The sequence below is a fragment of the Mucilaginibacter lacusdianchii genome (assembly GCF_009770985.1).
Taxonomy (GTDB): domain Bacteria; phylum Bacteroidota; class Bacteroidia; order Sphingobacteriales; family Sphingobacteriaceae; genus Mucilaginibacter; species Mucilaginibacter lacusdianchii.
In genome coordinates, this window is sequence record NZ_WSRW01000003.1 from 517191 (window position 1) to 539340 (window position 22150).

24 protein-coding genes are annotated in these 22150 nt (G+C 40.3%); 13 read left to right on the top strand and 11 right to left on the bottom strand.

What is annotated here, in order from left to right; genetic code table 11:
• Positions 1-19 precede the first annotated feature (19 nt).
• Complete coding sequence (locus GPM24_RS15620; protein WP_158827841.1) at positions 20-565, top strand: tetratricopeptide repeat protein; 546 nt, start codon at positions 20-22, stop codon at positions 563-565.
• 57 nt (positions 566-622) lie between these two features.
• Here GPM24_RS15620 and GPM24_RS15625 read toward each other — a convergent pair whose 3' ends face one another.
• The 5 genes from GPM24_RS15625 to GPM24_RS15645 form a co-directional block, all read right to left on the bottom strand.
• Positions 623-1210 (bottom strand): CDP-alcohol phosphatidyltransferase family protein, encoded by a 588-nt coding sequence (locus GPM24_RS15625; RefSeq protein WP_158827843.1) that lies wholly within the window; start codon positions 1208-1210, stop codon positions 623-625.
• A gap of 132 nt (positions 1211-1342) precedes the next feature.
• On the bottom strand, positions 1343-1732 hold the full coding sequence (locus GPM24_RS15630; RefSeq protein WP_233268877.1) for a c-type cytochrome: 390 nt from the start codon (positions 1730-1732) through the stop codon (positions 1343-1345).
• A gap of 23 nt (positions 1733-1755) precedes the next feature.
• Positions 1756-2409, bottom strand: a complete 654-nt coding sequence (locus GPM24_RS15635; protein WP_158827846.1) for an SCO family protein — start codon at positions 2407-2409, stop codon at positions 1756-1758.
• On the bottom strand, positions 2406-2819 hold the full coding sequence (locus GPM24_RS15640) for a hypothetical protein (protein WP_158827848.1): 414 nt from the start codon (positions 2817-2819) through the stop codon (positions 2406-2408). The genes GPM24_RS15635 and GPM24_RS15640 overlap by 4 nt, the downstream gene beginning before the upstream one ends.
• Positions 2816-3280 carry a DinB family protein gene (locus tag GPM24_RS15645; RefSeq protein WP_158827850.1) on the bottom strand — a complete coding sequence of 155 codons (465 nt, stop codon included), beginning with the start codon at positions 3278-3280 and terminating at the stop codon, positions 2816-2818. Before GPM24_RS15645 ends, GPM24_RS15640 begins: the two co-directional genes overlap by 4 nt.
• 31 nt (positions 3281-3311) lie before the next feature.
• On the opposite strand from GPM24_RS15645, the gene GPM24_RS15650 reads away from it, so the two are divergent.
• The 3 genes from GPM24_RS15650 (at position 3312) to GPM24_RS15660 (ending at position 6662) form a co-directional block, all read left to right on the top strand.
• Entirely contained in the window at positions 3312-3803 is a 492-nt protein-coding gene (locus GPM24_RS15650; protein ID WP_158827851.1) for an FUSC family protein, read from the top strand.
• A gap of 113 nt (positions 3804-3916) precedes the next feature.
• A complete protein-coding gene (lysA, locus tag GPM24_RS15655) occupies positions 3917-5092 on the top strand; it encodes a diaminopimelate decarboxylase (RefSeq protein WP_158827853.1) in 1176 nt (391 codons plus the stop codon).
• A gap of 214 nt (positions 5093-5306) precedes the next feature.
• The gene (locus GPM24_RS15660) at positions 5307-6662 is read left to right on the top strand and encodes a GH1 family beta-glucosidase (RefSeq protein WP_158827855.1); all 1356 of its coding nucleotides are present in this window, start codon (positions 5307-5309) and stop codon (positions 6660-6662) included.
• On the opposite strand, the gene GPM24_RS15665 is transcribed toward GPM24_RS15660, so the two are convergent.
• The gene (locus tag GPM24_RS15665; protein WP_158827857.1) at positions 6622-8736 is read right to left on the bottom strand and encodes an ATP-binding protein; all 2115 of its coding nucleotides are present in this window, start codon (positions 8734-8736) and stop codon (positions 6622-6624) included. The two genes, GPM24_RS15660 and GPM24_RS15665, sit on opposite strands and share 41 nt — an antisense overlap.
• A gap of 208 nt (positions 8737-8944) precedes the next feature.
• On the opposite strand from GPM24_RS15665, the gene folB reads away from it, so the two are divergent.
• Positions 8945-9316 carry a dihydroneopterin aldolase gene (gene folB / locus GPM24_RS15670; RefSeq protein WP_158827859.1) on the top strand — a complete coding sequence of 124 codons (372 nt, stop codon included), beginning with the start codon at positions 8945-8947 and terminating at the stop codon, positions 9314-9316.
• 2 nt (positions 9317-9318) lie between these two features.
• Here the strand turns inward: folB and GPM24_RS15675 are convergent, their stop codons facing one another.
• A complete protein-coding gene (locus tag GPM24_RS15675) occupies positions 9319-9768 on the bottom strand; it encodes an acyl-CoA thioesterase (protein ID WP_158827861.1) in 450 nt (149 codons plus the stop codon).
• Between the two features lie 133 nt (positions 9769-9901).
• On the opposite strand from GPM24_RS15675, the gene GPM24_RS15680 reads away from it, so the two are divergent.
• A complete protein-coding gene (locus GPM24_RS15680; protein WP_158827863.1) occupies positions 9902-10342 on the top strand; it encodes an Hsp20/alpha crystallin family protein in 441 nt (146 codons plus the stop codon).
• Positions 10343-10502: 160 nt separating this feature from the next.
• Here GPM24_RS15680 and GPM24_RS15685 read toward each other — a convergent pair whose 3' ends face one another.
• Positions 10503-10994: a YajQ family cyclic di-GMP-binding protein gene (locus tag GPM24_RS15685; protein ID WP_158827865.1), complete on the bottom strand. Its 492-nt coding sequence runs from the start codon at positions 10992-10994 to the stop codon at positions 10503-10505.
• A gap of 149 nt (positions 10995-11143) precedes the next feature.
• Between GPM24_RS15685 and ppk1 the strand changes: the two genes are divergently transcribed.
• From ppk1 to GPM24_RS15700, 3 genes are all read left to right on the top strand, one after another.
• Complete coding sequence (ppk1, locus tag GPM24_RS15690) at positions 11144-13201, top strand: polyphosphate kinase 1 (RefSeq protein WP_158827867.1); 2058 nt, start codon at positions 11144-11146, stop codon at positions 13199-13201.
• A complete protein-coding gene (locus GPM24_RS15695; RefSeq protein ID WP_158827869.1) occupies positions 13198-14079 on the top strand; it encodes a Ppx/GppA phosphatase family protein in 882 nt (293 codons plus the stop codon). The genes ppk1 and GPM24_RS15695 overlap by 4 nt, the downstream gene beginning before the upstream one ends.
• A 159-nt stretch (positions 14080-14238) precedes the next feature.
• Positions 14239-14802, top strand: a complete 564-nt coding sequence (locus tag GPM24_RS15700; RefSeq protein ID WP_158827871.1) for a UbiX family flavin prenyltransferase — start codon at positions 14239-14241, stop codon at positions 14800-14802.
• 160 nt (positions 14803-14962) lie between these two features.
• On the opposite strand, the gene lepB is transcribed toward GPM24_RS15700, so the two are convergent.
• Positions 14963-16072 carry a signal peptidase I gene (lepB, locus tag GPM24_RS15705; protein ID WP_158827873.1) on the bottom strand — a complete coding sequence of 370 codons (1110 nt, stop codon included), beginning with the start codon at positions 16070-16072 and terminating at the stop codon, positions 14963-14965.
• 162 nt (positions 16073-16234) lie between these two features.
• Between lepB and mtaB the strand changes: the two genes are divergently transcribed.
• The 4 genes from mtaB to GPM24_RS15725 are packed head-to-tail and all read left to right on the top strand — an operon-like array spanning position 16235 to position 19978.
• Positions 16235-17554 carry a tRNA (N(6)-L-threonylcarbamoyladenosine(37)-C(2))-methylthiotransferase MtaB gene (gene mtaB, locus GPM24_RS15710; protein ID WP_158827874.1) on the top strand — a complete coding sequence of 440 codons (1320 nt, stop codon included), beginning with the start codon at positions 16235-16237 and terminating at the stop codon, positions 17552-17554.
• A 28-nt stretch (positions 17555-17582) separates the two neighbouring features.
• Positions 17583-18749, top strand: a complete 1167-nt coding sequence (locus GPM24_RS15715) for a prolipoprotein diacylglyceryl transferase (protein ID WP_158827876.1) — start codon at positions 17583-17585, stop codon at positions 18747-18749.
• A complete protein-coding gene (locus GPM24_RS15720) occupies positions 18742-19218 on the top strand; it encodes a GtrA family protein (RefSeq protein WP_158827878.1) in 477 nt (158 codons plus the stop codon). Before GPM24_RS15715 ends, GPM24_RS15720 begins: the two co-directional genes overlap by 8 nt.
• A complete protein-coding gene (locus GPM24_RS15725) occupies positions 19187-19978 on the top strand; it encodes an inositol monophosphatase family protein (RefSeq protein WP_158827880.1) in 792 nt (263 codons plus the stop codon). Before GPM24_RS15720 ends, GPM24_RS15725 begins: the two co-directional genes overlap by 32 nt.
• A 68-nt stretch (positions 19979-20046) precedes the next feature.
• Here GPM24_RS15725 and GPM24_RS15730 read toward each other — a convergent pair whose 3' ends face one another.
• Positions 20047-20595 carry a NifU family protein gene (locus GPM24_RS15730; protein ID WP_158827882.1) on the bottom strand — a complete coding sequence of 183 codons (549 nt, stop codon included), beginning with the start codon at positions 20593-20595 and terminating at the stop codon, positions 20047-20049.
• An 83-nt stretch (positions 20596-20678) separates the two neighbouring features.
• Entirely contained in the window at positions 20679-22022 is a 1344-nt protein-coding gene (purB, locus tag GPM24_RS15735) for an adenylosuccinate lyase (RefSeq protein ID WP_158827884.1), read from the bottom strand.
• Positions 22023-22150 lie beyond the last annotated feature (128 nt).

The following is a 22150-nucleotide window of genomic DNA, read 5'->3' on the forward strand; positions in this document are numbered from 1 at the left end:
TTAATACAAAGTACAAACGATGTCAAATATTGTTCGGTTAATTATTGCCTGTGTTATTTTAGGTGCAGGCGTTACCTTAGCAGGTTTCGGCTTTTGGGGATGGGGTATCCTGGTGTTCCTGATTGGCGGCTTAGTACTGCTTACTTATTTCTTTAATGAAAACATGCTGGTAGCTCAATACTATCTGCGTAAAGAAAATACAGACGAATCTGAAAAATGGTTAGGTAAAATTACTGACTATGAAAAGCAATTATTCAAAGGCCAGCATGGCTATTATAACCTTTTGGTGGGTTTGATTGAGTCGCGCAAAGCACCATTGAAGTCAGAAAAATACTTTAAGAAAGCACTTTCACTAGGCATGACTATGTCTCACAATACAGCTTTGGCTAAATTAAGTCTGGCGGGTATTGCGATGGCGAAACGCAATAAAATAGAGGCACAACGTTACTTACAAGAAGCTGCCAAAGAGGATAAAAATAAGCTGCTGGCCGAGCAAATAAAAATGATGAAAGGCCAGATGGCTCAAATGGATAAACAAGTACAACGCGGTTTCCGTAATTATTAGTTGCTTAAATAAAGCATATTAAAAAAAGGCTTACCTAATAAACTGGTAAGCCTTTTTTTATTTAAGTTGACGGTACACTTTGTTCTTAATTACCCAATACAATCCTTTTACATCTGTTTTCCATACTGGTAATATAAAAATTAAGGCAATTTCTTCTACCAGATCAATCAGCGTGGCAATAGCGGCAATATAAAATAACAGTACAATAGGGTCATTAAAAAAGTGAAACAAAATCAAGAATATTCCCTGAAGTACAGCTGCTATTTTAGCCGTGTAAGTATGAAAAGAGGTCATTTTACCATATTTAAGCCAGGCATAAGCGTTCTGTACTAAGTAAAGAATAACCAGCAAACTGCCTAATACAATTTCCTGCTTCAAAAAATCTGGCTTAAATATGTAAATGCCAACAATAGCGGCAAGCACTGTTAAATCATCCGCAATAGAATCAATAGTTGAACCCAGCGAGCTTACCACTTGGTATTTGCGTGCCAGGTAGCCATCAATAGCGTCTGTAAAAAAGCTAATGGCCAGCAGCCATTTAAATATTCCAGGCTGATGGGTAAATATAAGGTAAAGCAGCACAGGAGCTGCCAGCATACGGTAGAAAGTGATGAAGTTAACTATATAAAAAAAACGTTTGCGCATATTATTTGAACTGGCGTCTGGCAATAAGTTGTATGATACTTTTCCTAAAGTAAAGCATCAGTATCAAACACAAATTTAACTTACATGCCGTATTTAAGTTTTAATACGGCTGACTGCGTTGATTTATTTACATTACTTACAGACTTTTAAATCAGTTTCAACCTGCTTTAAATTAAACAATCCCAACTGATTTCCAAATGAGTTTTGCACGTAGGTAAGTACCTTCGCTATCTCAATAGGGGTTAAACCGCTAGCCGGCATTTTGCCGTTGTAATTGTTGCTGTGGATGATAATATTGCCGCTTAATCCGTTTTGCATGTAGCAACTCAGCTGTGCACGGTTGCTTTTTAAAAAATCGGCATCATTAAGTGGGGGAATCAGCGCAGCTAATCCTTGCCCCTCCTTGCCGTGGCAGTTTTGACAATGCGTTTGATAGATGAGCTGCCCAGATGAATAATATCTTTTAAATTCCATTTCCTGCTCGCTCTGGCAGGCAAACATTGCACATATTACAATAGTCAAGAGGATAATTACGCCAAACAACCTCATTGTGCTATCGCTTCATCAGGCTCGGCCTGCAAGGTTTTAATATCAGTAACAAGTTTGCTTACTTCTTTTTCGTCTGTGCCATTGTATGTACCACGGATGCGCTTTTGCTTATCAACCAACACAAAATAACCCGAATGGACGGCGCCGCCTGGCGCTGCTTTGTCTTCTTGCACTGCTACTAAATAGCTACCTGCAAGTTTATAGGTTTCTTCTTTTTTACCTTGAAGCAGCCACCAGTTATCACCTTTAATTCCAAGTTTATCGGCATAGCTTTTTAATACAGCAACACTATCATGAGATGGGTCGATGGTGTAAGACACGATTTTTACATTGCTGCCATTCTTAAACTCGTTATACACATTAAGCATGTTGCGGTGCATAATTGGGCAAATAGAAGGGCAAGTGGTAAAAAAGAAATCAGCCACATAAATGCTGCCATCTAGTGATTTATCGGTAATGGTTTTACCATACTGGTTAACATAACTAAACGGTGGAATAGTTTGATATACCGTATCAGTAACAGTTTTTCCATTTACTGTTTTTGTTACCGCCTCGCGATTGCCGTATACAGGCAGTTTGTTTTCACTTTTGTTAGACGAACAAGCGCTCCATAGTAACAGAGCTGCAAGCCCGGGTATTAATAATTTCATTTTTTATAAATAGCAATATAAGTGTTAGATTGATTAACAGCCGCTGTAATTTGATTATCAACTTCCATTAACTTTTTTTTCTGATCGGCTAAGTACTTCATGATCTCGTCATGGGATTTGCCGGTATTATCGGCAGTAAACTGGTGCATCCAAAATTCCATAGTTTTATCGGCAACATTTAGCTTACTGATACATGTGGTTGCCGAGTCTCTGCTGGCACCTGGCTTAATGGTTTTAACTAAGCTGTCTAATACCATTTTGTTTTTAACAGCAGCTTCGTCTTTGGCCATTACCTCGTCGTGCAGTTTAATTACCTGGCTCATCAGGTCTTGTTCCTGCTTTTTGTTATCGTTGCAGGCACTTACAATCAGACTGACTAAAGCAATGCCTAAAAAAGTTTTCTTACTCATAATTGTTCACGTACGTAAAATATGTAATCGGTTGCCGGTAGTTTTTCCAGTCCTGCCAGATTGATGTGCTGCCCGGCCTGCGCCCGATGATGGGTGCCATGGTTAATTACATGTGTCAAAACATCTGATAATTTATCACTGTACTTTGCACCTCTGGAATTTTGGTAACTGATATTTGTTTGCCATTCCTTGTCATCAACATTCTGCAAATAGCCAAGCCACCCGGTAGTGTTTTCTTCCACGGCAAGTTTCATTTGCTGCAATGTCCAGTCTTGAGGCCATAGTGGGCCGGCATACGCTGGTTGATATTGGCAGCGCTTGAGCCATACTTGCTGAGCCGCCAGTAAATGTGCCATTAAGTGCATTGGCTTTTCTGGCTGATGTGCTGCTTCAATTGCATCTAAAATTTGCAAATTTGCAACGCGGTCATACCCAAACAGGCGCATGAAATAATCTTTCATGTTGCAAATGTATTGAACTAATTGATAACACGTGAAAAGTAAACAAGCTGATTTATTATTATATATATTAAAATGCCTCATCGGCACTACAATCGGCTTTTACATATACAGGCTTTATCCGACAGTGGGAAGCTGGAGCTTGATCTCAATTATTCTGGTTTTAGCGCCCGACCGTAAAGATGCGCTCAATTTGGCCATCAATCGTATTAAAGCCAATTTAGTAGGCGCTGTAATAGGATTAACGCTGTTTTATATCCATCCAATCAACTTATTGATGATTTGTATTGGTATCGCCTTATCAATCATCTTCAGTGAATTGTTAGGCATTCAAGTGGCTGCCCGAACAGCCGCAGTTTCAGTGCTTATTATTACCATGCACGAGCCCGGTAAGTATTTTTGGAACGTGGCTTTGGAACGTGCAGGCGGCGTAGTTAGCGGGTGCGTTATAGGAGTTATAATTACGTATGTGTTTCATGTTATTGTGTTAAAGTCAAAGCGTACCATACATCGTGCAAGGTTATAATCAATTTTGAAGATACGATGTGTCAAATAAGTGATTAAATACCTACTTTTGCACTCTCGCATTCAATACGTTGCTCGTTAATTAGGGCAACTTACAATGTATAATAATACGGCATGTTCACACAAACACATATCAACCGGTTTCAACAGCTGGAAACTCCTTTTTATTACTATGATTTAAACTTGCTGCAACAAACCTTAACGGCTTGTGCCGAAGCGGCATACTCATATAATTACCATGTGCATTACGCTTTAAAAGCCAACTTTAACCCTAAAGTGTTAGATGCTATCCAGGCGGCGGGCTTTGGTGCCGACTGCGTAAGCGGCAATGAAGTGAAGGCAGCAATTGCACATGGCTTTACCAACAATAAGGTGGTCTTTGCAGGTGTAGGTAAATCAGACAAGGAAATTAACGCTGCGCTGGATGCAGATATATTTTGCTTTAACAGTGAATCGGTTCAAGAGCTGTTGGTAATTAATGAGCTTGCTCAAGCCAAAAATAAAATTGCTCGTATTGCTATTCGTATTAACCCTAATGTAGATGCACATACGCATCATCACATTACTACTGGTTTAGAAGAGAATAAATTTGGCATCAACACCTGGCAGTTGGAAGAAGTGCTGGCAACGCTAAAAAGCTGTAGTAATCTGGAGTTTATTGGTGTACATTTCCATGTCGGATCACAAATTACAAACATGGATGTGTTTAAAAATCTGTGTTTGCGCGTAAATGAATTACAGGAGTGGTTTGATGAGCAAGGTTTTGCCATTAAGATATTGAATGTTGGCGGTGGCTTGGGCGTTGATTACTATCATCCAGAAAGCAATTCGATGTGCGACTTCAAAACTTATTTTAAAATTTTTAGAGATTATCTGAAAGTAAAACCTGGTCAGGAAGTGCATTTTGAACTGGGCCGGGCGCTGGTGGCGCAAAGCGCTTCGTTGATATCGCGTGTATTGTATGTGAAAAACGGGCAGAAGAAAAACTTTTTGATACTTGATGCAGGTATGACAGAGTTAATTCGCCCGATGTTATATCAAGCTTACCACGTTATCGAAAACATTAGCAGTCAATCAGAAAATACCATCAATTACGATGTTGTTGGCCCCATTTGCGAGAGTACTGATTGTTTCCGTACTGATGTGCAGCTGCCGGAATCTAAGCGTGGTGATTTGATTGCCATTCGTACAGCAGGCGCATATGGCGAGGTGATGGCATCAGGCTATAACCTGCGCGATAGGGTAGAGAGTGTTTACTCTGAAGTTGAGGTTACACAAGCATCATTGTAGTTTAACGTTGGGCTAATTTGCGGCAGGTACTTTAGTGTAAATCTATTAAAGTATGAAAATGCTGATGAATTTAGGCCAGTTTTTAAACATCATCCGGGAGTGGATGATGGTTAAAAGCGTGAAATCGTCTTTTATACATTAAGTCGGTTTCTTGAAAACATTTCTGTATCCAATTCATTTAAACAAATTGGACTGGATACAGGTCTGCTTACTTATGAACAATACTAGCGGTAGCTCTGCCTTTAACAAGGATATTTTTGGTAATACTTTTGATTGGGGCGTATCTACAGCTGCTTTTCAAACAGAGGGGGCTTGGGCCGATGACGGCAAAGGTGAATCAATATGGGATGCCTTTACCAGTAAAAAAGGTAAAGTGCATGGCGGGCAGCATGCCCGTATCTCCTGCGATTTTTACCATCGTTATAAGCAAGATATAGATATTGTTAAAAGCCTAAATATTCCCAACTTTCGTTTCTCCATCGCATGGACCCGTATCATTCCCAATGGTAGCGGACAAGTTAATCAGGCCGGCATCGATTTTTACAACCGTGTAATTGATTACTGCCTTGAGCAAGGCGTGCAACCTTGGTTAACAATTTATCACTGGGATTTGCCGCAGGCGCTGGAAGTTCAGGGCGGCTGGACTAACCGTAACATCATTGATTGGTTTACGCGATATGTTGAGGTTTGTGCAAAGTACTTTGGCGACCGTGTAAAACACTGGATGGTGATGAATGAGCCAGCTGTTTTTACCGGTGCAGGATATTTTTTAGGGTTGCACGCGCCCGGACGTACAGGTTTAAAGAACTTTTTACCGGCCGTACACCATGTTACCTTGAGTATTGCCGCCGGAGCAAAACGGCTTCGTGAATTTTTGCCCGATGCTATGATTGGCAATACGTTTTCTTGTTCGCACATAGAGCCATTAACATCAAAAGCCAATGATGTGGCTGCTGCGTTACGTGCCGATGTGTTGATTAACCGCTTGTTTATTGAGCCGCTTTTAGGGTTAGGTTACCCAACAGATGATTTGCCTGTATTGCGAAAGATTGAAAAGTACTTTTATCCCGGAGATGAAGATAAACTTACTTTTGAATTTGATTTCATAGGTCTGCAAAACTACACGCGCGAGATAGTTGAATATTCGTTTTTTACCCCTTACATTAGTGCTAAGTTAGTAGAAGCAAAGCGTCGTAAGGTGCCGCTTACCGAGATGGGGTGGGAAGTGTATCCTGAGGCAATGTACCATGTTATAAAAAAGTTCAACGCTTATCCTCAAATTAAAAATATTGTAATAACCGAAAATGGAGCGGCATTTGAAGATGAGGTGAAGGACAATATTGTTAACGATGAACTGCGGGTAGCTTACCTGCAAGCTAATTTAAAGCAGGTGCTAAGGGCTAAAGAAGAAGGTGCCAAAGTAAACGGTTATTTTGTATGGACTTTAACTGATAATTTTGAATGGGCTGAAGGTTACCGACCGCGCTTTGGGTTGGTGCATGTTGATTTTGAAAACCAGCAACGTTTGGTTAAACAGTCGGGTTACTGGTATCGCGATTTTCTACGTTAATGCTGTTTGAATTAGTAGTCGTGTCTGACAGCGGTTCCTGTTTGCTTTTTTTCAGCCGCACATGAAAGGTTGTGCCTTTATCAGTGCTACTTTCAAACCAAATTTGCCCATGATGCTTTTCAATAATTTGACGGCATATAGATAAACCCAAGCCAAAAGATTTTTCGCCTAACGTGCCGGGGCGTTTCGCTTCGGTAAACATGTTAAATACATGAGGCTTTAAGTTTTCGGGTATGCCTATGCCATTATCTTTAACTGTAAACTCAATTTCCTCTTCCAGTTCTGTAACGCCTACTTGAATGGTGGCTCCAACTGGGCTAAACTTGATGGCATTGCTAATAAGATTACTCATTACACGCCATATTTTTTCCCGGCTTATCCATAATTCCTTCGGCCTATCTAAAGCGGTTAATACAATCTGCTGGTTTTTTTCTGCTGCTTTGAAGCGAAGCAGTTCTACACTATTGTTTACCAAGGCATTAATATCCACCCATTGGTTAACTAATCTGTCTGAATTATTACTGGTTGCCTCCAAAATTTCATTAATTAATTCAATAGAATTGTAGGCAGTTTCTTTAATTAAATTCAGACAAGATTTTTGCTCTTCATTGTAACCTTCATCATCAGCAATGGCATGTGATAATGAAGCTATACCACCAACCGGATTGCGCAAATCATGTGCAACGGCACGCAAAATGCGATCCTTTTCGCGGCTGCTTAACTCCAGATCGTTCATGGCGCTTTCCAGAATTACATTCTGTGTGTTAATTTGCTGATTCAGTTTATGCAGAGCATATACGTTGATTTTTGATTTTCTCCAATACTTGTAGATGAGCAAAAGCAGTGAAATGGCCACCACTGCAAAAGCTGCGGCTATAGCCAAATAAATATTTTGTTGCTGATTTATTTTTTTTAAGCCTTCCAACTCATAATCCCGCTCAAATCGGCGTAGTTGTTCACTGATATCTGTTTCTTTTAGTGCCAGTGATTTTTTACTGGCTCTATTCTTTTCAGCATCGTAAAGTTTAAAGTAATCGATGGCTTGCCTTAAATCGCCAAGTTCTTCATAGTAACCGGCTTTTAATATATTCCAGTCTGCATTGGCATCTGTATCATTGATGCTATCCAACAGCGGCTTTATAAATGTTAAAGTGGATTTTAAAGAGTCGGTTTGACTTTTGGTCAGGTAAATGTGTGCAAGTTTCAATTCTGAAAACAAAGCATCTTTATTGTCATTTCCTTTCTTAATATTTATTGCTATGCTCTTTCTAAGTAACCCTTCGGCCTGCGTAAATTTGTTTTGTTTTAAAAGCATGCTGGCTTGATTACCGTAAATAACGGCACGTGCTACGTTCCAAGAATTAGTGGCGTTTGGAAATAATTTCGATTTAGCATCAATAAATGTTAATGCTTTACTGAAATACATGCCCGCGCTATCTAATTCACCAGCTCCTTTATAACTGATGCCGGCATTGTTAAGCAACTCTTGCTGTCGGTATATGCTTTTAAAGGAAAGTTGGCAGGCACCAGCTTCATCAAAGCTGGTTTTAAAAAAGTGGGCAGCAAGGCGGTAATGTTCTTGCTGGTATAAAATCATGCCCATACGGTAACTGTAGTCGCTAAGCATACAATCGTGCAGTTTGCCGTTTTGTCCCGACATTAACTTGCCTTGATAAAAGTATAAATAGGCTTCATTGAACCTGCCTTCACTAAAAAGTGCATCGCCTTTATAAAAGCAACCATTGCTATAATAGCTGCTATACTTTTTTTTTAACAGAGGCGAACTAAATAGCTTTAATAGGCTATCAGCGTATAAGATGGCTGTGTTGTTATTATGCAGTATATGGTAACGATAGTTATAATGGAAAATATAGTACTCAGCTTTTTGCTGTACGCTCAATAGCTTAAACTGGTGCTTTGCAGCATCCAAAATAGCAATAGCTTGTGCATGATGTCCCTCATCATAAAGTCGGTTGGCCGAGTCAAGTATTTTATTATATGACGCAGCAGTTTTAGGTTCATCTGCCGTTTTGTGCATGCAAGACCCCATTACAAACGCAATGGTTAAAACCATAAAAGAAGCTAGTACTGAGTCAAACGCATGTTTTTGACTTTCCTTTTTTGAAAAAGCGTACAGTGGTTTATAAGTTCGCAAGTGTAATGTTAACGCTATGGTAATTTAAGCTTTATAAAGATATGTAGTTGAAATCATTTTTAACTAGTACATTAAAAATATAGTTAAATAACCCGTTTTATATAGCTTTGGGCTATAAATAATTTCCATGTCCAAAATTTTAAAGGTAAGTTTAATAGGCGCAGAATTTTTTGCCCGCCACGGCTATTACCCTCAAGAACAGATACTCGGTAACCGGTTTGTTGTAGATATTGATGCGCAGTTTAGCGCAAGTGTCAATATGGCGACTGATGAAATTGCAAACACCTTAAACTATGAGCAGTTACACAACATCGCCACCGAGCAAATGCAACTAACTAAGCAACTTCTGGAAACCGTTGCCCACGGAATTGCAGACGAAATAATGCGACGATTTCCTTATATACTACAGCTAAGTGTATGCGTAAAAAAATTACATCCGCCTTTAAAAGGACAGGTAGGCGCATCGGCCGTTACAGTAATTATTAATAACGCAAACTAAATTTAGTTGGTGTTGGTTATTAAGCCTGGTTCATCATACTCAATCATCCGTTGGCGCTCGCGCGTAGGGATGGGGATCGATCTGTTGGCTTTGTAATCGTAACTTATGCAAACCGATTTGCCGGTAGTACAAATTTCTTCTTCGCCATCAGCCGAAATTTTGACCAGTACGTACATGACGTCAAAACTGCTGTTGCCTATACGTGAGGTGCGCATATAGCAGGCTATCTGATCGTCTATGGTAATAGGCTTCAAATAATTTATTTCCGAACGGCCAAGTATAACACCCGCATTGTCGAAATCCCAACCAATAATTTCTCGCCAGTATTTGAGACGGGTGATTTCAAAGTAGGTTAAATATATCGTGTTGCTTACGTTACCATAAGCATCTATATCCGAAAACCGGATAGGGATGATGTTCTTATATTTATAACTTGATAAATTTTCAGTCATTTTATGTCTTTTTGTCGTGTTGAAAATATTTCTCGAGACATATTGTCTGAAAAATTAGAAATAGTACCGTTGGTATAACAGTTGTATAACTAACAACGAAAATAATAAAAGAAATTTTTTGGAGGATATAAAAATGACATTAGTAAAATTTAACAACGGACAAAGAAGACCTGTAGTAGCTCCACGTTTTAATGATGTGTTAGATACAATATTTAACGACACTTTTTTTCAAGCTCCTCAATTAGCTAAAGTGCCTGCTGTAAACATTGCCGAAGCTGAAAATAGCTTTGCTATAGAGTTGGCTGTTCCTGGTTTGAAGAAAGATGATTTTAAAATTAGCCTGGACAAAAATGTGTTAAGCATTTCCGCTGATGTGAAAAAAGAAGAAGGTGCTGAAATTAAGAAATACAACAAAAAGGAATTCAGTTTCGCATCATTCACCCGTTCGTTTACCTTACCTGAAAGCGTGGATCAGGCCAAAATCGAGGCTGAATACGTTGATGGTATTTTAACCCTAACCTTGGCTAAAAAAGAAGAAGCTAAAGTTCAGACCCGCGAAATCGCAGTTAAATAAAATAAAAATTTGTTTTCATAATAGGTTGTTGGTTTAGTTTGATTAAGCCGCTCTGGATATCCGGAGCGGCTTTTTAATTTTTATCAGAAATTTCAGGAGTATCAGATCGGTAGAGTGAATAACCTAATTTTAAATCAAACATCAACAAGTTGTAGAATAACTAGTTACGCATATTTATATATTGCAATGGCTGTCCAAAATCTTCGCCACGGCACAGGCTGATAACAGCTTGCAGATCATCAATTTTTTTTCCCTGTACACGCACCTGGTCGTCCATGATAGATGCCTGTACTTTCAATCCGCTGTCTTTTATCTTTTTAACAATCTTTTTAGCAACTTCTTTATCAACTCCTTCTTTTATGTTGACTTCTTTGCGTATCATGTTCCCTGAAGCGTAGTGCTCTTTGCCAAAGTCCAGAGCTTTAGGATCGAGATGCTGTTTCATCATACGGCTGATGATGGAATCTTGAATAGCTTTCAGACGCATATCATTCTCGGTAACGATGGTGATCTGGTTCGTTTTCTTTTCTAAATCAACCGTACTTTTTGAGTCATTAAAATCGTAGCGGTTTAATATTTCTTTTTTAGCGTTATTGATGGCGTTGTCTAAAGTCTGTCCGTCAATCTGGCTTACAATATCAAAAGATGGCATATAGGTAAGTGATTTATGTATACTGTGCAAAGGTAGGGTATAGGTTATAGAATTAACAAAACACACTTAAAATATTTAAGTTAATATTATATTAACATTCAAATAAGCAGCTTTGCAGCTACCTTACGCGTGCTATTGCGTTATTATTTATGGCTCACAAACGGATACCTTTAATAAACAGAGAAATAAGCTGGTTGTACTTTAACGATCGTGTGCTTCAGGAAGCCGCCGATCCGACAGTGCCGTTAATTGACCGTGTCAAATTTTTAGCCATCTACTCGTCCAACCTTGATGAATTTTATCGTGTACGGGTAGCTACACTTAATCGCCTGGCTAATCTGAACGAAAAAGCAAAAGCCGTTTTAGGATACAATCCTAAAAAAGTACTGGCTCAGATAAAACAGTTGGTAGTAAAACTGGATAAAAAGTTTAATAACCTTTACGAAAATATTATTGTAAAGCAGCTGGCCGAGAACAAGATCTTCATTTTAAACGAGCGGCAGTTAAATGTAAGTAGGGGGAGCTTTGTTAAACAATATTTTCGCGAAAAACTGCTATCGACTTTGGTTCCGATAATGCTGGATCCGCAAGCACCTTTTCCTGAGCTGAAAGACCGGCGCATTTATTTTTTTGTAAAACTTACAAAGGGTAAAAGAACACGTTTGGCTATAATTGAGTTTCCGCGCACATTGCCACGTTTTTTGGTGCTGCCCGAAACTAATCAGCTAAAGTTTATCATTTTGCTGGATGATATCATCCGTTACAGTTTGGATGATATATTTTTCATATTTGATCATGATAGCATCGAAGCATATTCCATTCAGCTTACCCGTGATGCCGAGCTTGATTTAGATAAAGAAGTAAGCGAAAAGTTTATTGATGCTGTGGCTAAAAGCTTGCAAAAACGGAAAAAAGGCAAGCCAATGCGATTGGTATATGATGCAGATATGCCCGCAGATATGCTCAGTTACCTTACGAATAAAACAGGGATCGGATCAGATAGCTTGATACCCGGCAATCGCTATCATAATTTTAAAGACTTCATAAATTTTCCGAACGTTGGCGGTCCCGAACTGGAATACAGCCGCACGCCTAGCTTAAAAGTGGAAGGTTTATCATTCGGTAAAAGCCTGATGAGCTTGGTTGCGAGCAAAGATTATTTGATCAGCACGCCGTACCAAACATTCGACTATGTGATTCACTTTTTACGAGAGGCGGCCATTGATCCTCGTGTAACGGAAATCAGCATAGCTTTGTACCGGGTGGCCGAAAACTCAAGGGTGATGCACGCTTTAGTTAATGCTGCTAAGAACGGCAAAAAAGTGAATTGCTTAATAGAGTTACGTGCCCGGTTCGACGAGGAAAATAATATTAACTGGAGCCGCCGTTTAGAAGAAGAGGGTATTAACGTGTTGTACGGCGTTCCGGGTTATAAGGTGCATGCAAAAATTTGCCTGGTTACACGAATGGAAAAAGGAAAGCCAGCGTATTATTCCTGTTTATCAACAGGGAACTACAACGAGAAGACCGCACAAATTTACGCCGACCACACCCTGCTTACCGCCAACAAGAAAATTACCGGCGATTTGGTAGACGTTTTTAGAGCTTTGCACAGAAATACTTTGCCTAAAGGCCTTAAAAATCTCATTATTTCACCTATTGATTCGCGCCCAACTATCTACAAACTAATAGATACCGAAATTAAACATGCAAAAGCCGGTAAGCCAGCCTACATGGTTTTAAAAATGAATAGCTTGGCTGATGAAAACTTAATAGCTAAACTTTATGAAGCCAGCAACGCCGGGGTTAAAATAAATTTAATTGTACGCGGCATGTGTTGCCTGGTGCCAGGCGTAAAAGATTTTAGTAAAAACATCAAAGTGATCAGCATTGTTGACAAGTATCTGGAGCATGCAAGGGTTCAGATATTTTGCAATGGCGGAGATGAGTTAATTTATTTAACATCTGCCGACTTTATGACACGTAATATCGACAACAGGGTTGAAGCAGGCTTTCCAATCTATGATGAAGATTTGAAGCGTCAAATACGAGAGATTATTAATATACAGCTACAAGACAATACCAAAGCTAGGGTTATTAATATTGCTAACACCAATAAATATCACAAAACTAAATCAGGCGTTGAACACCGGGCGCAGATAGAGACATACAACTACTTAAAACAATATAAATCCACAACAAATTGAGATACGGCGCAATTGACACCGGCTCTAACGCAGTAAGGCTGCTGATAGCCGATATTATCGAAAACGATGGCACAGTAACATTTAAAAAGAATACACTGATAAGGGTGCCTTTACGCTTAGGCGATGATGCTTTTTTGCATCAGCATATATCTGATAAAAAGGCCGAAGACATGGTGAAAACGATGAGTGCCTTTAAAAACATGATGGATGTGTACAAGGTGACCGATTACATGGCCTGCGCTACTTCGGCTATGCGCGAAGCCAACAACGGGCAAGATGTAGTTAAGCGCATTAAAGAAGAAGCAAATTTGGATTTGGAAATTGTGCATGGAGAGCGCGAGGCTAGTATTATTTACGCCAGCCATGTAGGTATTGAGTTAGACGAAAATAAAAATTATTTATACATCGATGTAGGCGGTGGTAGTACTGAGTTGTCTTTGTTTTCGGACGGGGAGTTGATTGCCTCGCAATCTTTTAATATAGGTACTATACGTATGCTGGATAACCAGGATAAGGAAGAAACCTGGAAGGATATGAATGACTTTATCCGTAAGCACACCAAAAACTTTAAAACGGTATATGGTGTAGGTACAGGCGGTAATATCAACAAACTGTTTAAGTTATCTGAAGAGAAAAACGGCGAGCCTTTAAGTTACAATAAACTTAAATCGTTATACAGTTACCTGGGTTCCTACTCATTGAAAGATCGTATTAATGTACTAAAACTCAATCAAGACCGGGCCGACGTAATCATCCCGGCTTGCGAGATTTATACTACGGTAATGAAGTGGGCCAACATTAAACACATCTATGTACCAAGCGTGGGAATGGTGGATGGTATCATTCAAACGTTGATTGAAAAGAATTTTTCGAAATAATTCAAAATTAATTTTGTAATTAAAAAAAGATTCCTACATTTGTAGTGCCCTCTCATAGGGCATGTTTTTCATAGGTAGATGTAGGGTCGAGTACGAGTTATTCGACCCTTTTTTGTGCCCGTAACTTTCTTAGCTTTGCCTTTCAATTTGCATTCCGTCATGAAAAAAAAAATTGTAGTTGCTATTACAGGCGCCAGCGGTGCCATTTACGCCCGTTTGCTGTTGCTGCAGCTGCAAAAGTTACAAAGCCAGATAACTGAGGTAGGCATTGTAATGTCTAACAATGCCAAACAGGTTTGGGAATATGAACTAGGCAATCAGGAATATCATAATTTCCCGTTTGTATATTACGATAAAACTGATTTTAATGCACCATTTGCTTCCGGATCCGCTCGATTCGACACGATGGTAATTGTGCCGTGTTCTATGGGAACGCTGGGCCGTATTGCCGCTGGTGTATCTGATGATTTGGTGACCCGCGCTGCCGACGTGATATTAAAAGAACGCCGCCGACTAATACTGGTAGCTCGCGACACCCCGCTTAATCTAATCCACATCCGCAATATGCAAACCGTGACTGAAGCTGGTGGTATCATTTGCCCGGCAGTACCATCATTTTACAGTCGCCCGCAAACTATTGAAGACGTGGCCATGACTGTAGTTAGCCGCGTAATAGATTTAATTGGGCTGGAGCATGAGAGTTATCGATGGAATGAGGATTGAGTACAGCCTTTAAACTATTTAAGACGGTGCTTTAAAAACTAAAATGTCATCTCGAACGATAGTGAGAGATCTTTGCAAAGCGAACAGTTAACTCGTCGCTCACAAAAGATTTCTCCTCCGTCGAAATGACATTTTTAAAAGAAGTTTGATGATAGTAGTGCTATTTAATCGGCTTCAAAATTCTACTCCATCTTATCTTATTCAAAATTGTTCCGGTTGAGTCGCTGCTCATCCAGGTAATCATGGCTTTGCCTACTATGTGGTCTTCTGGTACATAGCCCCAAAAGCGCGAATCCAGCGAATTGTGGCGGTTGTCGCCCATCATCCAGTAGTAATTCATTTTGAAAGTATAGGTGCTGGTGGGCTTGCCATTGATTAAAATAGTTTGGTTTTGCGTCTGCACTTTGTTATTCTCGTACAGTTCAATGGCCCGGCGATATAAGGTAAGTGTTGAGTCGTTAAGCGGAATAGTCATTCCTTTTTTAGGCATCACAAGCGGGCCAAAGTTATCTTGGTTCCATTTAAACTTTTCATTGTGCGGAAATACGAATTCATCATAAGTACCTGCCGGCTCAATTTGCGGCGCAACGCTTTTAATATTTGAATAATTTTTAAAAGTGTTCAGGTTGTCCGTCGGAATAATCATGGCGTAACTGTTATCAGTAAGTTGCTGTATCACTTCAATTTTTAAATCATTCAGTACTTGTGGGTTAATCGGATCACCATTTGTAACCACCGTGTAGGAAGTTTGCGCTTTAGGTGCGTTAGGTGCTTTTTTGCCATTGATAAAGACTTGACCGTTGCGAATAGTTAAAATATCACCGGGGGTAGCTTGGCAGCGTTTAATCAAGTTGGTACGCATATCAACCGGAAGGTTATAGGATGGATCGGCCTCTTCGGGTTTGTTAAAAACAATAATATCACCTTTTTTAGGTTCCGATAATCCTGGCAATCTGAAATAGGGGAGTTGTATGCCGTCCCAATAAGTTTTCATTTTTCCGGAGAAAATTTTTGGCTCAGTAAAAGGAATTTGTACCGGCGTAAATGCCATACGTGGTCCATAGCTAATTTTACTGACGAACAAATAATCGCCGGTTAATAACGTTCCTTCCATAGAACCCGATGGAATGGCGTAGGCTGAAAACAGCAAGCCACGGAAAATGGTAGAAACCACCAGCGCAAACAATATAGCATCCAGCCACTCGCGGGTTCTAGATTTTTTTGGCTTTTCGCCTACTTGTTTTTTTTTAAGACTAAATTTCCAATTCATAATGCAAGGTTGTGTAATGTTTAGACGTTTAGGTAGATAATTTGTTACATCATTACTTTTGTTATCCATAGCAGGTTTAAATCATATAAGTATCATATCCAAATTGATGCATAGTCGCTTCTATAAGCACTCAGTTAAAATTCTTATCTTTGCCCTTTGATAATGAACAAGAAAGTAGCTTTTTATACACTGGGTTGCAAGCTGAATTATTCGGAAACATCAGCTATTGGCCGCATGTTTAGCAATGCCGGTTATCAAACTGTTGAGTTTACTGATACGCCCGACGTATATGTAATTAATACCTGCTCGGTAACCGAAAATGCCGATAAAAAGTGCAAAAAGATTGTTAAAGAAGCACTTAAAATATCGCCAAACGCTTATGTAACTATTGTTGGTTGCTACGCACAATTAAAGCCACAGGAAATTGCCGAAATTCCAGGCGTTGACATGGTATTAGGTGCTGCAGAAAAATTTCAATTGGTAGATTTCATAACAGACCTTACCAAACAGCCTAAAACACTGGTTTATAACCAGCCCGTAACAGAAGCTAATCAGTTTGTGGCTTCGTACTCATTTGGCGACCGTACCCGTACTTTTCTTAAAGTACAGGATGGCTGCGATTATTCTTGCTCATTTTGTACCATTCCGCTGGCCCGTGGCGCCAGTCGTAGCGATACCATTGAAAGCGCAGTAGCGCAGGCTCGCGAAATTGCAGCATCTGGTGTTAAAGAAATTGTGCTTACCGGTGTTAACCTGGGCGATTTTGGTATTCGCAACGGCCAGCGCGAGAACAAATTTTTTGATTTGGTAAAAGCGTTGGATGAGGTTGAAGGTGTCGACCGTTTCCGTATCTCATCCATTGAACCTAATTTGCTAACGGATGAAATCATTGAATTTGTGGCGCAATCCAAACGCTTTGTTCCTCACTTTCATATTCCGCTGCAATCGGGTTCTAACAAAATACTAGGCTTAATGCGCCGCCGCTACCGCCGCGAACTTTATGCAGATAGGGTGGCCAAAATAAAGCAACTGATGCCCAACTGCTGCATAGGTGTAGATGTTATTGTTGGCTTTCCCGATGAAACGCGTGAAGATTTTATTGATACTTATAATTTTCTGAACGGCCTTGATGTTTCTTACCTGCACGTGTTTACTTATTCTGAGCGTGAGAACACGCTGGCCGCTGAAATGGCTGGCTCGGTACCCGGATCTACCCGTGCCGACCGCAGCAAAATGCTACACATTTTGTCTGACAAAAAACGCCGTGCTTTTTATGAAACACAGATTGGCAAATCAGGTGAAGTACTGTTTGAAGGCGATAACAAAGACGGCTTTATGCATGGTTTTACCCGTAATTATGTAAAGGTAAAAGCCAAGTTTGATCCGGTGCTGGTTAATGAGTTAAAGACCGTAACGCTAACCGCTATCAGTCCAGACGGTGATGTTGAAATTACCGAGAGCGAAGAAATATTAGTACATTAATTCTATATTCGCTTCAAAATACTACCTGATGTTTCCAAATTTATCCGACTTACTCAATTATCTTTTCGGAATACATATTCCATTGCCGATACAAACTTTTGGTTTTTTTGTAGCCCTCGCATTTATGTCTGCTTATTGGGCTTTTGTGCAGGAGTTTAAGCGGAAAGAGAAATTGGGTTATGTGCATCCGTTCCAGCAAACCGTAACCATCGGCGAGCCGGCATCTGTAACAGAATTGGCCAGCAACGCGATATTCGGATTCATTTTAGGGTATAAACTGGTAGATGTAGTGTTTAACTACAGCGAATTTGTTAATAACACACAAGACTTCATACTATCGTCGCGCGGTAATTGGCTGGGTGGCATCATAGGTGCAGCTGCAATTGCTTACTGGGCTTACTACGAAAAGAAAAAAGAACAACTGGCCGAGCCGGTAACCAAGCAGGTAACCGCACACCCTCATGAGCTAATGGGCACATTATTAATATGGGCTGCCGTATGGGGTTTTGCCGGTGCAAAGCTGTTTAATGCATTAGAAAACTGGGACGATTTTATGCGCGACCCAGTAGGAATGCTTATCGGTTTTAGCGGCTTAACTTTTTATGGAGGCTTAATTTGCGGTGGTGCAGCAGTACTATATATTGCGAACAAACATGGCGTTAAACCACTAACCATGTTGGATATTGGCGGGCCGGGCATGATGCTTGCTTACGCAGTAGGGCGCGTTGGTTGCCAAATGGCTGGTGATGGCGATTGGGGAATCCCTAATTTGGCTGCTAAGCCGAATTGGTTAAGCTGGGCGCCTGATTGGATGTGGGCATTCAAATATCCACATAATGTAAGTCAGGCAGATACGCCGATACCCGGCTGTGTAGGCAAATATTGTTTTGAATTGAAATTGCCAGTATATCCCACACCATTTTATGAGTGCATAGCCTGTTTGTTGCTATTTGCCTTTTTATGGAGCATCCGCGACCGTATCAAAACACCCGGCCTTATGTTTGGTATTTACCTTATTTTGAATGGTATAGAGCGGTTCTTTGTGGAATTGATCCGTGTTAATACCCGCTACAATGTTGCTGGTCTGTCATTTACTCAAGCAGAACTAATCTCGTCCATATTAGTATTGTCGGGCATTATCATGATCGTGTCGGTACTGCGTAAGCCCAGCCAAACTCCTGTAGCGCATGGCTAATTCGGGGCAGCACCTATTAAAAAATAAATTTGTCCGCTTCCTGTTTTCAGCTGGTTCTGGATTTTTAGTAGATATAGCCGCTTTCTTTGTTTTAGATCGCTTTGTGTTTACACAAAACCAGTACAATATATTAGGGCACCAAACTGGTAATCACGCTTTATCGTTAGGTGTTTCCTTTTTTTTGGGTGTAGTGGTTAATTTTTTAATTACCCGTTACCTGGTATTTTCAGAATCGCGTTTGCCTTTCAGTAAGCAGTTTATGCGTTTTGGATTAGTGGCTTTTGTAGGATATTTTGCCAACCTTGAGGTACTTAAATTGTTTATCAGATACCTGCACCTGGCACCGCCGGTTGCACGTATTACAGCGGCACTAAGCTTGTTTTTTGCCAGCTTTTTTATACATAAAGTATTTTCATTCAATCTATCGCTCAGACATCATGCTCGAACAAATAACCAATCAGGCAGCTGAGGTTGCCAAAACAGTAGGCAATTTCATCCGCCAGGAACGCAAAAATTTTGACCCCGACCGGATTGAGTATAAAGGCGTAAATGACCTGGTATCTTACGTAGATAAAACAGCCGAGCAACAGATCGTAGCATCGCTGCAAAAAATATTGCCAGAAGCCGGATTCATTACCGAAGAGAAAACCACAACCAAGGTAGGCGAGCGCTACAACTGGATTATAGATCCGTTGGATGGTACTACCAATTTTATACATGGTTTACCTGTATTTTCGGTAAGTATCGGTTTGCAGGAGTACGACCAATTAGTGGCCGGTGTGGTATACGAAGTGAATCAAGACGAATGCTTTTATGCCTGCACCGATACCCCCGCTTATTTAAACGGCAAGGAAATTAAAGTGAGCAAAGCGCCAACCATTGCCGATAGTTTACTGGCAACCGGTTTTCCATATTACGATTTTTCGAAACAGCCACAATACATCAACCTGTTTACCGAACTGATGCGCAGTTGCCATGGCCTGCGCCGTTTAGGTTCGGCAGCTGTTGATTTGGTTTATACAGCTTGCGGACGCTTTGACGCGTATTATGAGTATAATTTGAATCCTTGGGATGTGGCTGGCGGTATTGTAATTTTACGTCAGGCCGGTGGAGATGCTGTTAACTTTAGCGGCGGCCAAGAGTGTCTAAATACCCGTGAACTGCTGGCTACCAACGGAAAGCTAACCCAAGAGATGTTGCAGGTTATACAAAAGCATTTTACAAAATAACAAATAGAACAAAAAAAGGCTTACACATTGCGGGTAAGCCTTTTTTATAAAGAATAAATCAAAGGAAATTATAAAGCTTCTGAAACCACTTCCTGCACTTCAGGAACCATGCGTTTCAGTAAATTTTCGATACCTGCTTTTAAGGTAATGGTTGATGAAGGGCAACCGCTGCATGAACCACGCAGCTCAACAGTTACCACACCCTCGTTGAATGACTTGTAGCTGATAGCACCACCATCCTGCTCAACCGCAGGTCGAACGTAATCGTGCAGTATTTGCTGAATTTTTACTTCAGCTTCGGTACCTTCAAAAGCTACCTCTTCCTGTACTTCTTCCTGTACCTTTAGTTCAGATTCCACCGCACCTTTTACAAACTCTTTCAAAATAGGCTCGATATCTTCCCATTCTGTGCCTTCGGTTTTGGTAACGGTTACAAAGTTGCTGGCAAAAAACACACCGTTCACGAACGAGAACTTGTAAAGCTCTTTGGCAAAAGGCGATTTTTCAGCGCTTTCTTTGGTTGCATAATCTACACTGCCATTAATCAGAAGCTTATTTACAATAAACTTCATGGTTGCCGGGTTAGGCGTAGCTTCGGTATATACGTTGATATTCATGGATATGCGTTTTGTGTATAAACAAATTTAAGCAGCAAATTGATTTATCAATGCAGCTAAAACAGTTTTGACCTCAACATGACTTACACCCCGGTGTAATTTTGCGGCGTAATCTGTTTTAAATCAGCCTTTACGGCTTCACTCACCTGCAAGGTATCAATAAAGGCAGCCATTGTTTGGGCATTAATTTGCTGATTAGTACGGGTTAAGTCTTTTAAAGCCTCGTAAGGGTTCGGATAGTTTTCGCGGCGTAAAATAGTTTGAATGGCCTCTGCCACCACCGCCCAGTTGTTTTCCAAATCTTGCTGTATAGCCGCTTCGTTTAGTAAAAGTTTGTTTAAACCTTTAATGGTTGATTTGATAGCGATCAGCGTATGCGCCACCGGAACGCCAATATTACGCAATACGGTAGAATCCGTTAAATCGCGCTGTAAGCGGGATATAGGAAGTTTAGCTGCCAGGTGCTCAAACAAGGCGTTAGCCAATCCAACATTACCCTCTGAATTTTCAAAGTCGATAGGATTCACTTTATGCGGCATAGCCGATGAACCTACTTCACCTGCTTTAATTTTTTGTTTAAAATAATTCATGGATATGTATGACCACATATCGCGGTCCAGATCCATAATGATATTATTGATGCGTTTTAATGCATCGCAGTGGGCTGCAAAATTATCATAATGCTCAATTTGTGTAGTACGTTGTGAGCGAGTTAAGCTAAGGACGTTATTTACAAAATGATTGCCGAAGGCAGTCCAGTCAATGGCCGGATAAGCTACATGATGGGCGTTAAAATTACCGGTTGCACCACCAAACTTGGCAGAATAGGGTACAGCTTGTAAGTGCTGTAACTGATTTTCCATTCGTTCAATAAATACTTCTATCTCTTTACCCAATCGGGTTGGCGAGGCTGGCTGTCCATGAGTGTGTGCCAGAAGCGAAACCGATTGCCAATCCTGTGCATAGCCTTTCAGTGTATTTAGCAAATCGGTTAAGGCCGGATAGTAAACATCCTGCAAAGCCAGCTTAAATGAGAAAGGAATAGCTGTATTATTGATATCCTGAGAGGTTAAACCAAAATGGATGAATTCTTTGTAAGGCTGTAAATTCAACTCATCAAATTTTTGCTTGATGAAATATTCTACCGCCTTTACATCATGATTAGTAGTTTTTTCGATGGTTTTGATGCTTTCAGCATCTGCCTCGGTAAAATTCTGATAGACGTTGCGCAAGCTGTCAAACAATGATTTGTCAAACGCTGATAGTTGCGGTACTGGATGCTCACACAGGGCAATAAAGTATTCAATTTCTACAAAAACCCGGTATTTAATTAGGGCAAATTCCGAAAAGTATTCGGCCAGTTGGGCGGTTACATTTCTGTATCTGCCATCAATAGGTGATATGGCCGAAAGTGGTGTAAGTATCATACAGGAAAAGTTTTCGCAAAGTTAACAAAGTAGGGGATATACGCTTTATTGGATGCAACTTAGGTTGGTACAAAACAAAACCGCTGCCCTTTTTAACAAAAGGCAGCGGTTACAAAACTTAATATAAC

What these genes read in the sequence shown, in the direction of transcription:
- GPM24_RS15620 (WP_158827841.1), top strand. Translation starts at nt 20, where the DNA reads ATGTCAAATATTGTTCGGTTAATTATTGCCTGTGTTATTTTAGGTGCA.
- GPM24_RS15625 (WP_158827843.1), bottom strand. Translation starts at nt 1,210, where the DNA reads ATGCGCAAACGTTTTTTTTATATAGTTAACTTCATCACTTTCTACCGT.
- GPM24_RS15635 (WP_158827846.1), bottom strand. Translation starts at nt 2,409, where the DNA reads ATGAAATTATTAATACCCGGGCTTGCAGCTCTGTTACTATGGAGCGCT.
- GPM24_RS15640 (WP_158827848.1), bottom strand. Translation starts at nt 2,819, where the DNA reads ATGAGTAAGAAAACTTTTTTAGGCATTGCTTTAGTCAGTCTGATTGTA.
- GPM24_RS15645 (WP_158827850.1), bottom strand. Translation starts at nt 3,280, where the DNA reads ATGAAAGATTATTTCATGCGCCTGTTTGGGTATGACCGCGTTGCAAAT.
- lysA (WP_158827853.1), top strand. Translation starts at nt 3,917, where the DNA reads ATGTTCACACAAACACATATCAACCGGTTTCAACAGCTGGAAACTCCT.
- GPM24_RS15660 (WP_158827855.1), top strand. Translation starts at nt 5,307, where the DNA reads ATGAACAATACTAGCGGTAGCTCTGCCTTTAACAAGGATATTTTTGGT.
- GPM24_RS15665 (WP_158827857.1), bottom strand. Translation starts at nt 8,736, where the DNA reads ATGGTTTTAACCATTGCGTTTGTAATGGGGTCTTGCATGCACAAAACG.
- folB (WP_158827859.1), top strand. Translation starts at nt 8,945, where the DNA reads ATGTCCAAAATTTTAAAGGTAAGTTTAATAGGCGCAGAATTTTTTGCC.
- GPM24_RS15675 (WP_158827861.1), bottom strand. Translation starts at nt 9,768, where the DNA reads ATGACTGAAAATTTATCAAGTTATAAATATAAGAACATCATCCCTATC.
- GPM24_RS15680 (WP_158827863.1), top strand. Translation starts at nt 9,902, where the DNA reads ATGACATTAGTAAAATTTAACAACGGACAAAGAAGACCTGTAGTAGCT.
- GPM24_RS15685 (WP_158827865.1), bottom strand. Translation starts at nt 10,994, where the DNA reads ATGCCATCTTTTGATATTGTAAGCCAGATTGACGGACAGACTTTAGAC.
- ppk1 (WP_158827867.1), top strand. Translation starts at nt 11,144, where the DNA reads ATGGCTCACAAACGGATACCTTTAATAAACAGAGAAATAAGCTGGTTG.
- GPM24_RS15700 (WP_158827871.1), top strand. Translation starts at nt 14,239, where the DNA reads ATGAAAAAAAAAATTGTAGTTGCTATTACAGGCGCCAGCGGTGCCATT.
- lepB (WP_158827873.1), bottom strand. Translation starts at nt 16,072, where the DNA reads ATGAATTGGAAATTTAGTCTTAAAAAAAAACAAGTAGGCGAAAAGCCA.
- mtaB (WP_158827874.1), top strand. Translation starts at nt 16,235, where the DNA reads ATGAACAAGAAAGTAGCTTTTTATACACTGGGTTGCAAGCTGAATTAT.
- GPM24_RS15715 (WP_158827876.1), top strand. Translation starts at nt 17,583, where the DNA reads ATGTTTCCAAATTTATCCGACTTACTCAATTATCTTTTCGGAATACAT.
- GPM24_RS15720 (WP_158827878.1), top strand. Translation starts at nt 18,742, where the DNA reads ATGGCTAATTCGGGGCAGCACCTATTAAAAAATAAATTTGTCCGCTTC.
- GPM24_RS15725 (WP_158827880.1), top strand. Translation starts at nt 19,187, where the DNA reads ATGCTCGAACAAATAACCAATCAGGCAGCTGAGGTTGCCAAAACAGTA.
- GPM24_RS15730 (WP_158827882.1), bottom strand. Translation starts at nt 20,595, where the DNA reads ATGAATATCAACGTATATACCGAAGCTACGCCTAACCCGGCAACCATG.
- purB (WP_158827884.1), bottom strand. Translation starts at nt 22,022, where the DNA reads ATGATACTTACACCACTTTCGGCCATATCACCTATTGATGGCAGATAC.